The organism is Streptomyces sp. NPDC005648 (assembly GCF_040605395.1).
GTDB lineage: Bacteria > Actinomycetota > Actinomycetes > Streptomycetales > Streptomycetaceae > Streptomyces.
In genome coordinates this window covers 42,201-52,729 of sequence record NZ_JBEXCS010000070.1, presented here as the reverse complement: position 1 = coordinate 52,729, position 10,529 = coordinate 42,201, and the positions used below count along the sequence as shown (strand labels likewise).

The 10,529-nt window shown below is 70.4% G+C and carries 9 protein-coding genes and 1 pseudogene; 4 read left to right on the top strand and 6 right to left on the bottom strand.

The window, feature by feature from the left end; genetic code table 11:
• Window positions 1–92: 92 nt before the first annotated feature.
• The 4 genes and pseudogenes from ABZT17_RS32025 to ABZT17_RS32010 all read right to left on the bottom strand — a co-directional run.
• A pseudogene (locus ABZT17_RS32025) lies at window positions 93–566 on the bottom strand (MarR family transcriptional regulator); the annotation flags it as partial.
• Between the two features lie 95 nt (window positions 567–661).
• Window positions 662–1,459: an AIM24 family protein gene (locus ABZT17_RS32020; protein ID WP_356353967.1), complete on the bottom strand. Its 798-nt coding sequence runs from the start codon at window positions 1,457–1,459 to the stop codon at window positions 662–664.
• Window positions 1,460–1,461: 2 nt separating this feature from the next.
• Window positions 1,462–2,112 (bottom strand): AIM24 family protein, encoded by a 651-nt coding sequence (locus ABZT17_RS32015; protein ID WP_356353963.1) that lies wholly within the window; start codon window positions 2,110–2,112, stop codon window positions 1,462–1,464.
• Window position 2,113: 1 nt separating this feature from the next.
• Window positions 2,114–2,746 (bottom strand): AIM24 family protein, encoded by a 633-nt coding sequence (locus tag ABZT17_RS32010; RefSeq protein ID WP_356353966.1) that lies wholly within the window; start codon window positions 2,744–2,746, stop codon window positions 2,114–2,116.
• Window positions 2,747–2,891: 145 nt separating this feature from the next.
• Here ABZT17_RS32010 and ABZT17_RS32005 point away from each other — a divergent pair, with 145 nt between their 5' ends.
• Window positions 2,892–3,236 (top strand): DUF3817 domain-containing protein, encoded by a 345-nt coding sequence (locus tag ABZT17_RS32005; protein WP_356353962.1) that lies wholly within the window; start codon window positions 2,892–2,894, stop codon window positions 3,234–3,236.
• Window positions 3,233–3,526: an MTH1187 family thiamine-binding protein gene (locus ABZT17_RS32000; protein ID WP_356353960.1), complete on the top strand. Its 294-nt coding sequence runs from the start codon at window positions 3,233–3,235 to the stop codon at window positions 3,524–3,526. The genes ABZT17_RS32005 and ABZT17_RS32000 overlap by 4 nt, the downstream gene beginning before the upstream one ends.
• A gap of 8 nt (window positions 3,527–3,534) precedes the next feature.
• Here ABZT17_RS32000 and ABZT17_RS31995 read toward each other — a convergent pair whose 3' ends face one another.
• A complete protein-coding gene (locus ABZT17_RS31995; RefSeq protein WP_356353958.1) occupies window positions 3,535–7,374 on the bottom strand; it encodes a helix-turn-helix domain-containing protein in 3,840 nt (1,279 codons plus the stop codon).
• 338 nt (window positions 7,375–7,712) lie between these two features.
• Between ABZT17_RS31995 and ABZT17_RS31990 the strand changes: the two genes are divergently transcribed.
• Entirely contained in the window at window positions 7,713–8,936 is a 1,224-nt protein-coding gene (locus ABZT17_RS31990; protein ID WP_356353956.1) for an RNA-guided endonuclease TnpB family protein, read from the top strand.
• Window positions 8,937–8,993: 57 nt separating this feature from the next.
• Here ABZT17_RS31990 and ABZT17_RS31985 read toward each other — a convergent pair whose 3' ends face one another.
• Window positions 8,994–9,371, bottom strand: coding sequence for a hypothetical protein (locus ABZT17_RS31985; RefSeq protein ID WP_356353954.1), 378 nt, complete (start codon window positions 9,369–9,371; stop codon window positions 8,994–8,996).
• Between the two features lie 632 nt (window positions 9,372–10,003).
• Here ABZT17_RS31985 and ABZT17_RS31980 point away from each other — a divergent pair.
• A complete protein-coding gene (locus ABZT17_RS31980) occupies window positions 10,004–10,513 on the top strand; it encodes a MarR family transcriptional regulator (protein ID WP_356353952.1) in 510 nt (169 codons plus the stop codon).
• Window positions 10,514–10,529 lie beyond the last annotated feature (16 nt).

Here is a 10,529-nt window from a genome sequence, read left to right as displayed (position 1 = left end):
CAACGGAATCACTTGTAGGAGTGCCTTTGCTCTGTCAGGATCGGCACCCAAATTGAGCTGGAGCTACGCCACCCGCCCCCAGAGCCGCGATAGGGTCGCCCCCGTTGCCCCCGCAGGTGCTGTGCGACGGGCTTGAGCGCCTTGTCGAGTTCCGACAGGGACTCGGGGGCCAGCAGATCGATGAAGTGCCTCCGCACAGACGCCACATGATGGGGCGCGACCTTCTTCATCGTCTCCATGCCGTGCTCGGTCAGCACCGCGTACAGTCCGCGCCGGTCGGACTCGCAGTTCTCACGGCGGACCAGGTTCGCGTTCTCCATGCGGGTGATCTGGTGGGAGAGGCGGCTCTTGGACTGGAGGGTGGCGGACGCGAGGTCGCTCATCCGCATCCGCACGTCCTCCGACTCCGAGAGGTTCACCAGGATCTCGTAGTCGTTCATTGTCAGGCCGAACGGCTGCAGATCCTTCTCGAGCTGGTATGTCAACAACCTGTTGACCTCCAGGTGGGTGCGCCAGGCGCACTGCTCCGCATCGGTCAGCCAGGGCGTGGCCGTCTCGGTCTCCATGAATGAAGTCTACCTAAGATGTTGAAAAGCGAACTAGTGAGGGTTTTCGCGTGACGGCGCGCACACGTTCGACGTCACACTCCGCAGACTACCGCTCACAGCCCGAAGCGACGCTGGAGGTCTCCCAGCTGTCCGGGAAGGCGCGGTGCGCCCGCTTGCTGTGAAGGGCCTGTGGGCACCCCTCCGCCACCGGGCACACCGGGCTCGTGCGGAACCGCCCCCGTGGCCTGCTCGGCCATGAGGGTCTCGGAGGACTGGAGCAGGACCGTACCGGCCCCCACGAACTCGAACTGGTGCTCCTCCCCGGAGGCCCCTCCGAGGCCCGTCATCGCACGTAGACCGCCCATGACGCCCGTCAGGTAGCCATGGTCGTAGTGGTGGCACGGCGAGGGGCAGTCGGCCCATCCGACGAGCGCCTGCGGGTCCACCCGGATCGGGGGTTCCATGAACACCACCGGACCGTTGGACGCGGCCACGAACTTTCCGGTTCCGATCAGTGTCAGAAAGCCCGGCACGATCGACTGCTTGAGAGCGAGACTTGGCTGAAAAGCGAGCAGATTGCCGGAGCGAATGGTCAGATTGCCGTCTTCGAGGTCGTAGGAGTTCACATCGAAGGCCCGGTCGGCCAGGAGCATCTTGCCCGAGCCCTCCGCCACGACCCAGTCGCTCGCGTGCAGTGGCGAATGAAAGGACGTACGGACAAGTCGGTCGAGTCGGCCGTGTCCGATCCCGTTGAACTCCATCGACCCGTAGTAGGCGATCATCTTCCCCTTCTGCAGGAACCACTGGCTCCCCTTGAGCTCCACGCAGAAGGTGTACTTGTTCACGTTGTCGTCGACCGGCAGCGTCATGGGGTCGTGGACCGTCGGCCCGCCACCCGCGGCCCCGTACATGCTCACAGCTTCTCCTCCGAGGCCTGGACGTACACCGTGCCGCTCCCGCTGAGCTCCAGCTGGAACGCCTCGCCGGAGCCGCGCCCCACCATGTCCCGCCATCCCAGCGCCGTCGACAGCTTGTTGCGGACGTCCCCGTGGTGGGCGACATAGGCCTGCGGATCCACATGGACGGCCCGCCCGGGGGTGATCGGCACCTCGAACACCCCGCCGTGCGCCATCACGGCGACCGACCCGTGCCCCTTCAGGGTGGTGGTGAACAGCCCCTGTCCGGTGACCTGTCCCCGCACCATGCCCATGACGCCGCCCTGGGAGCCCATGAACATCGTCCCCTGCTGGAGCGTGCCCTCGAAGGCCAGCAGCCGGTCCGCCTCCACGTACAGGGTGTCGCCGGTGAGGTTGATGATCTGCACATGGTGCCCGCCGTGCCCGAACAGCACGGTTCCGCTGCCCTCGACGCTCATCAGGGGGGTCGCCTCATTGGCGACGCGCCGCCCGATCATCGACATGATCCCGCCCTGCCCACCCTGGATGTTGGGCGTGAACGAGACCTCGCCCTTGTAGGCGAGCATGGCGCCCCGCTGACTGAACAGCCGCTGCCCGGGCAGGACCGTCGCCTCGACCATCTTGGAGTTGATCTCACGGAAGGCCATGTCACACATCCCCCGCGATGGTGTTGCGCTCACTCGGCTGCACGTACACCAGCCCGTCCCCCTCGAACCGGATCTGGAAGGCCTCGCCCCCGCCCTCCCCGAAGAAGGTGCGGAACGTCACACCGGACTGGAACGACTGCCGCAGATTCCCCTGATGGGCGATGTAGGCCCCCGGATCGACGATCAGCGGGTACTGCGCGCTCACCCGCAGCACCACCGCCGGCCCGTCCGACATGATCGCCGCCTGCCCGTGCCCCTCGACGGTCGTGGTGAACAGCCCGTTGCCCTGCGAGGCCCCGCGCAGCCCGGTGAAGGTCGTCCCGGTCCGCAGCCCGGCGTCGGTCGCCAGCAGATTGCTCGACTCGACGTACAGCTTGTCCCCCTGGAGCCGGACGAGGTTGATCTCGGACGCCCGGTCGGCGAACCAGCACGTCCCCTGCCCCCGCACCTCCATCACGGTCATCTGCTCACCGGTGAGGCGCCGCGTCACCATCCCCCTCAGCCCTTCCCCACCCCCGCTCAGCTTCTTGAACGCCATCTGCCCGTCGTACGCGACCATCGAGCCGTTCTTCGCCTTCACGGCGTCCCCGGTCATGTCGACGGCGAGCACCTTGCTGCCTTGAAGTCGGAACATCGCCACGCTGGGACGGTAGCGGCAGGGTGACGTCGCCGACAGGGGTCCACCCCCTCGCGCGTCTCCCCGCCGCCGTTTGTCACAATGGGCGAACGCTTGTGCTTCCGTTCACAAAGAGCGACCTGTCTCCCACCGAAGGTGACCCGTGGACCTCAAGACCGCCACCGCCCTCCGACGCCTCCGCCTCGTCTCGGCCCCCGAGGCCGTCTCGTTCCTGCTCCTGTTGGTCTGCTCGGTCCTGAAGCGGACCACGGACTTCAACGCGGTGCCGGTGATGGGCATGGTCCACGGCGTCCTGTTCATCCTGTACGTCGTCTTCTGGGCCGACGCCTGGAACCGCACCAAGTGGCCCCTGCGGACCGCGGCCCTCTACTTCGTCCTCTCCGTCCTGCCCACCGGCGGCTTCTTCGCCGAGCGCAAGCTCAAGCGGGCCGCCGAGGACGAGGTCATCGCGTCCCGCGCCCGCCAGGAAGGCGTGGTCAACGCATGATCGTCGCCTTCTCCGTGACCCCGCTCGGGGTCGGCGAGGACGTGGGGGAGTACGTCGCCGACGCGGTCCGCGTGGTCCGCGAGTCCGGCCTGCCCCACCGCACCGACGCGATGTTCACCTCCGTCGAGGGCGAGTGGGACCAGGTGATGGAGGTCGTCCGACGAGCGGTGGCCGCCGTGGAGGCGAGAGCCCCCCGTGTCTCCCTGGTCCTCAAGGCGGACATCCGCCCCGGAGTGACCGACGGCCTCACCTCGAAGGTGGAGACGATCGAACGGCACCTGGCCCACTGACGCGCCGGTCAGGTCCGAGGGCAGCCGGACGGGAGGGACACGGGCAGCCCCGGCATCAGCGCCTTGCGCTCCCGCGGACCGGTCGCCCGGCTCAGCAGGCAGATCCGGCTGAGCCGGGCGCCGAGATCCAGGTCCCACAGGCGTACGGTCCCGTCGTTGCTGCTGCTGGCCACCGTCCGCCCACCAGGGGCGAAGACGACGCCCCACACGGCGTTGGTGTGCCCGGTGAGGGTGGCCCAGGGCCGCCGTCCGGGCACGTCCCAGAGCCGTACCGTACGGTCGCTGCCGCTGCTCGCGAGGAGTCGGCCGTCCGGGGAGAAGGCGATACCGCGCACCGATCCGGTGTGGCCGGTCAGGGAGGCCGCCAGGCGGCGGTGGCGGACGTCCCACAGCCGGACCGTGCCGTCGTTGCCGCCGCTCGCGAGGGTCGATCCGTCGGGGCTGAAGGCCACGCCCCGTACGGCGCCGGTGTGACCGGTGAGGGTGGCGAGCAGACGGTGACCGGTCGTGTCCCACAGCCGTACCGTCAGATCGTCGCCCGCGCTGGCCAGGGTGCGGCCGTCCGGGCTGAACGTGACATCGTTGGCGGAGTCCGTGTGACCGGCCAGGACGGTGAGCTGACGGCGGGTCGCGACGTCCCACAGCCGGACCGTGCGGTCGGCGCCCGCGGAGGCGAGCGTGCGGCCGTCGGGTGCGAACGCCACTGAGAACACGTCCCCGGTGTGGCCGGTGAGGGTCGCGAGCGCGCGCCGCGACGGGACGTCCCACAGCCGGACCGTGCCGTCCGAGCCCGCCGACGCGAGGGTGCGGCCGTCCGGCGCGAACGCCACCGAGAACACGCTCTCGTGGTGGCCGGTGAACGTGCCGACCACCCGGTGCCGGGCCACGTCCCACAGCCGTACGGTGTGGTCCGCGTCGGCGGTGGCCAGGAGAGTGCCGTCCGGGCTGTACGCGGCCTGCGAGACCTCGGTGAACGGGCGCGCCGTCAGCACCGGGCCGCGCAGGTCCCACAGCACCACGGACTGGTCGAACCCGCCGGTGGCCAGCGTCGTCCCGGAGGGGTCCACGGCGACGGACATCACGTAGTCGGTGTGGCCCGAGAGGACCGCGGCGGGCCGGCCGGTGCGCACGTCCCACAGCCGGGTCGTGCCGTCGCCGCCCGCGCTGACGACCGTGGTGCCGTCCGGGGTGTAGGCGACCGCGTTGACGTCGTCGCTGTGCCCGGTGAGCGTCTTCACGGCGGTGCGCCGGGCCACGTCCCACAGCCGTACGGTCCGGTCGACGCCCCCGGAGGCCACGCTCCGCCCGTCCGGCGCGAAGGCGACCCCGAGCACTTCGTCGGTGTGTCCCCCGAGCACGGCCAGGGGGCGGCCCCGGTCGGTGTCCCACAGCCGTACGGTCCGGTCGGAGCCGCCCGAGGCCAGGGTGCGTCCGTCCGGGGCGTAGGCGAGCGCGTTGACGCGGCCGGTGTGCCCGACGAGCCGCACCGGTGCGGGGCGGCCGCCGCCGGTGTCCCACAGCTGGACCGAGCCGTCGTCGGCGGCGACGGCGAGGGTACGGCCGCGGGGGTCGAAGGCGAGCGCGCGGGCCTTGGTGGTGACCTCGGGCAGCAGGGTCCGCAGCCGGTGGCCGGCGGTGTCCCAGATCCGTACCGGCCCGTTCGTGGACGTCGCCGCGAGCGCGCGCCCGTCGGGACTGAAGGCGACCGAGCGGACCAGCCCCGGAACGGTGAGGGTGGCGGTGGTCCGGTGGTCGGTGGTCCTGCGCAGTTGTACGGTGCCGTGTTCGCCCGCCGTCGCCAGCAGCCCGCCACCCGGGGCGAAGGCGACCGCGTTGACGGGCCCGTGGTGGCCGACGAGACGGGCGGAGAACGCCTGGGCCTGGGTGCTCAGCAGCGCCCCGCGCGCCTCGGGGGTGCGGGCGGCACGGTAGGCCTCCGCGGCGAGCAGCATGGAGGCCTCGGGCTGGCCGCCGGCCAGGGAGGTGGACTGCGCGGCCAGGGCCTGGGAGCGGGCGACGCGCTCCTGCTCCAGCGCGCCGGCGCGCTGCCGGTAGGCGAGGCCACCCGCGGTCACGGCGAGGCCGAGCAGCACGGCGAGGACGACGAGCAGGCCCTGCCGGACGCGGATCTGACGTCTCGCCAGAGTCCGCCGGGCGTCCTCCTCGGCCTGGCTGGCCCGCAGGAACGCCTCCTCGCGGGGACCGAGACGGCCGCGGCCGTCGAGTTCGTCGGCCCAGGAGCGGACGGTGTCGAGGCGGGTGCCGCGGTAGAGGGCGGACGGGTCGCGGTGCTCGCGCTCCCACTCGGCGGCGGCGTGGGCGAGTTGCTGGTGGACGAGGAGCCCGGCCCGGTCGGCGTCGATCCACTCCCGCAGCCGGGGCCAGGCGTGCAGCAGGGCCTCATGGGTGATCTCCACGGTGTCCCGGTCCACGGTGATCAACCGGGCCCGGACGAACACGTCGAGCGCGGCCGAGGCGGCGTCCGCGTCGCCGAGTTGTTCCAGGAGGGTGCCGCGGCCGGTGCGGCGCCGGGTCGCCACGCTCCCGTCGTCGGACACCTGGACGAGACGGGACAGGATGCGCCGGATCGCCTTCTGCTCGGCCGGGTACAGCTGGGCGAACACGGTCTCGGCGGTACGGGCGACGGCGCCCTGGATACCGCCGGTGCGCTCGTAGCCGGCCACCGTGAGGGTGGTGCCCTCGCGCTGCTGCCAGGTGGCGAGGAGGGCGTGCGAGACGAGGGGCAGCGCCCCGGAGGGGGTGTCGGCACCGTGGCTCGGACCGGGTGGCTCGTCGCGCAGCCCCGCGTCGCGCAGAAGCAGCGGGACCAGGCCGGGCTCCAGGGTGACACCGGCGAGTTCGGCGGGGCGGGTGATGGATTGCCGCAGTTCCGCGAGGGACATGGGGAGCAGGACGAACAGCCCCTCGCCGAACAGCGGAGCCAGTCCCGGAAGTTCTAGGCAGCGCCCGGCGAAGTCGGCACGTACGCCGAGCACCACGACCGCAGGATCGGAGCAGGTGGCGACCGCGCACAGCACGCGCACGAACTCCCGTCTCCTCTCCTCGTCACGGCAGAGGGTGAACAACTCCTCGAACTGGTCGACGAGCAGCACGGCCCGCACCGGAGGCGGCCGTCGTCCGTCGGACCCCGCCACCACCTCGTCGGTACGCGCGCGGACGGCGTCCAGCAGCGACTGGGGACGGTCGGCCAACTGCGCCGCGGTGAGGTCGAGATCGCTGCCGAGAACCTTCGCGAGCTGTTCGAGGAGCTCGTCGAGTGGATGCGCGGTGGGCGTCAGGACGACCACGGGCCAGCGCTCGGCCCCCGGCATGGGGAAGCCGCCGGGGCGCCGCAGCGCCGGGACGAGACCCGCGTTCAGCAGCGAGGACTTGCCGGCGCCGGACGGGGCGACCAGCAACAGCGGCCCGCCGCCGACGCGTTGGAAGACCCGCTCGACCAGCGCGGCGGTGGCCCGCTCCCGCCCGAAGAACCAGGCCGCGTCCTGCGGCCCGAACGCCGCCAGCCCACGATAGGGACAGGCAGGCACCCCGGCGTCCTCGGCATCGCCCCGCTCCGCAGCCGCGGCCTCCCGCACCAGCCGCAGCAACTCGCCCTCGGCGCGCAGGATGTGGTCGCACTGCCGGGCGACATCGACGGACGCCCGCTTGACGCCGGTCTCGATCTTGCTGAGATAGCCCTTGCTGTAGTGCGTCTGGCGCGCGAGATCGGCCAGCGACAGACCCCTTTCCCGGCGCAGCCGTCTCAGCTGCGCGGGAAAGGAGGGTGCGGGGCCTTCCGGTTGGTCGGTCCGGTCGGCGCCCGCGTGTACGTGTTCCTGGTCCCCCAAGGCGTCCCCCTGGCACTGGCCTGCCCGGACGGCGGATGCCCAGGTTACTGCGGGGGTCTGACGGGGAGCCAAGCTTTCACTCGGAGTGGCGAGAACGGGACCGCCGGGGCCGGTGTGGGGGCCGGCCCCGGCGGTCGTTCTCCGTGGCGAAGGTCCGCTACCGGGATTCATTCGCAGTGCTCCGGCGTTCACGCCGGGGTGAAGCGAATCAGGCGGCTGTGAGGCGGAGCGTCGCGGTGTCTGTCGTTCCGGTGGAACCGGACTCTGCCGGGGACGGTGATGGTTCGCTCGTATGTTCCTGGTGACGGTGCTTGTTCGCTATGCCTAGTGTGATCGTCATGCAGCTGCGGTACGCCTTCAGGTTGTACCCGGATGCCGGTCAGCGGATCGCGCTGGCGAGGGCGTTCGGGTGCGCCCGCGTCGTGTTCAACGACTGCGTGCGCGCCCGGGAGGACGCCCGCACGCAGGGCAGGCCCTTCCCCACAGCCGGTGAGTTGTCCACCCGTCTGATCACCGAGGCGAAGCGGACCGTCGAGCGGTGCTGGCTGGGTGAGGTCTCCGCGGTCGTTCTCCAGCAGTCCCTGCGGGACGCCGAGAGGGCCTACAAGAACTTCTTCGCCTCGCTGAAGGGCACCCGCAAGGGTCCGAAACTGGGCGCGCCCCGTTTCAAGTCCCGCAAGGCTGCCCGGCAGTCGATCCGGTTCACCGCCAACGCCCGCTGGTCCCTCACCGAGAGCGGCCGGCTCAGCCTGCCCAAGATCGGCGCGGTGAAGGTCAAGTGGTCCCGCACCCTGCCCACCACCCCCACCTCGGTCACGGTGATCAAGGACAGTGCGGGCAGATTTTTCGCATCCTTCGTCATCGACACCGACCCCGCCGCCGACGCGGACCGGATGCCCGAGTCGGACCAGTGCGTCGGTATCGACCTCGGCCTCACACATTTCGCCGTGCTGTCCACCGGAGAGAAGATCGACTCCCCCCGGTTTTTACGCCGGGCGGAGAAGAAGCTGAAGAAGGCCCAGAAGGAACTGTCCCGCAAACAGAAGGGATCGAAGAACCGCGAGAAGGCCCGCCTGAAGGTCGCCCGCGCCCACGCCCAGGTCGCCGACGCCCGCAAAGAGTTCCACCACCAGCTTTCCACCCGGCTGATCTCCGAGAACCAAGGAATCGCCGTGGAGGACCTGCCGGTGGCGGGACTGGCGCGTACCAGGCTGGCCAAGTCCGTCCACGACGCGGGCTGGACGGCATTCGTGAACATGCTGGAATACAAGGCCCAGCGTTATGGACGCACTCTGGTGAAGATCGGCCGGTTCGAGCCGACCTCCCAGACCTGCTCCACCTGCGGCACCGTGGACGGTCCCAAACCCCTGAACGTCCGCGAATGGACCTGCACCGCCTGCGGCACCCTCCACGACCGGGACCACAATGCCGCACTCAACATCCAACAGGCCGCCGGACTGGCGGTAACAGCCTGCGGAGCGCCGGTAAGACCAGGACCCGTTCTGGCACAGCGCGAAGAAACAGGAAGCCACGGATTCCCCACCGGAAACCGCGCCGCGTAGCGGCACAGCAACCGGTGGAGAAGGCCGGAATCCTCGCCTTTCAAGGCGAGGAGCATGTCAAGGCCGGTAGAGCACGATGGAGTTGATGGGCGTGAGGTCCGTGTAGGTCCACTGGTCCTGCGCGAGGTACTCGTTGCAGTTCGTGCCGCCGTAGTTGTTGCAGAGGGCGGCGCCGGCCCCGCCGTACTGGTTGTTGAGGACCCAGTGGTACCCGTACTGGTTGCTCAGGTTGTGGTAGCCGTAGGCGGAGTACTGGTTGGTCGGGTGCGGGTTGTCGACGGGGTTGACGCCCTCGGGCCAGATGCAGACGTTGCCGGACTGACATCCGTAGACCGTCGAATTGCCGGCGGGCGCGGCCTGTGCGGCGCCGCTCATCGCCACCACTGCCGTGGCCGCGGTCGCGAACGCGGCGGCGGCGCTGAAGATCTTGCGCATGTTTCCCCCTAGCGGGTGCTTCGAGCTGACGGGACGAGCCTGTCCCGGGGGGCCACCGGGGTCGACGGGTTTCCTGTTGCCCGTCCCGGCGGCAGCAGGGAAACCCGGTATGAACTGGGGTTTCTCCCGCCGACGGTCAACTGGGTCCATGGTCACAGTGCGGCCCGGTGGGGGCTGGTCGCGCAGTTCCCCGCGCCCCTGAGGTACGTAAGGCGGGCGGCGTCACGAATGGGCCCTGAGCCGCCCGCGGCGAGCATGTGGGACGGCCGTAGGCGGTCGCAGCCGCGTACGGCGGGAAGGGGACGGGGCGGGGGGTGTCCGCCCGCAGCGGCGGGCGTCCATCACCGGTTCCCTGCCAAGTGGCCGTACCGCCCGACCGAGGACGGACACCCCCCCGCCCCGGAACACACCGCAGCGCTGCACCCGCCCCCACCCAACCCGCAGCTGCGCCGCAGGCCTGCTCACGGGCCGCCGGAGACCAGCGCGATACCGAGCGGCGTCCGCTCGCACAACACCTGATGGCTGTACCGCCGCGCGGTCCGCAGCCCGAAGAAGCGAACCCGCGCCGGCGAACCGGGCCGAAAGACGAGACGGGGCTGACCAGCATGTGACCGGCCGGTAAGGTCGAGGGCGTGCCTAAGCCGCTCAGTCTCCCCTTCGATCCCATCGCCCGCGCCGACGAACTCTGGAAGCAGCGCTGGGGAAACGTGCCGTCCATGGCGGCCATCACCTCGATCATGCGCGCGCACCAGATCCTGCTCGCCGAGGTCGACGCGGTCGTCAGGCCGTACGAGCTCACGTTCGCGCGGTACGAGGCGCTGGTGCTGCTCACCTTCTCCAAGGAGGGCGAGCTGACGATGTCCAAGATCGGCGAGCGGCTGATGGTCCACCCCACGTCGGTGACCAACACCGTCGACCGCCTGGTGAAGTCGGGCCTGGTGGCCAAGCGCCCCAACCCCAACGACGGCCGCGGCACCCTCGCCTCCATCACCGACAAGGGCCGCGAGGTGGTCGAGGCGGCGACCAGGGACCTGATGGCCATGGACTTCGGCCTCGGGGTCTACGACGCCGAGGAGTGCGGCGAGATCTTCGCGATGCTGCGGCCGCTGCGGGTGGCGGCGAGCGACTTCGACGAGGAGTGAGCCGGCGGCGGCCACC

What these genes read in the sequence shown, in the direction of transcription:
- ABZT17_RS32000 (WP_356353960.1), top strand. Translation starts at nt 3,233, where the DNA reads ATGATCGTCGCCTTCTCCGTGACCCCGCTCGGGGTCGGCGAGGACGTG.
- ABZT17_RS32010 (WP_356353966.1), bottom strand. Translation starts at nt 2,746, where the DNA reads ATGTTCCGACTTCAAGGCAGCAAGGTGCTCGCCGTCGACATGACCGGG.
- ABZT17_RS31985 (WP_356353954.1), bottom strand. Translation starts at nt 9,371, where the DNA reads ATGCGCAAGATCTTCAGCGCCGCCGCCGCGTTCGCGACCGCGGCCACG.
- ABZT17_RS32015 (WP_356353963.1), bottom strand. Translation starts at nt 2,112, where the DNA reads ATGGCCTTCCGTGAGATCAACTCCAAGATGGTCGAGGCGACGGTCCTG.
- ABZT17_RS31990 (WP_356353956.1), top strand. Translation starts at nt 7,713, where the DNA reads ATGCAGCTGCGGTACGCCTTCAGGTTGTACCCGGATGCCGGTCAGCGG.
- ABZT17_RS32020 (WP_356353967.1), bottom strand. Translation starts at nt 1,459, where the DNA reads ATGTACGGGGCCGCGGGTGGCGGGCCGACGGTCCACGACCCCATGACG.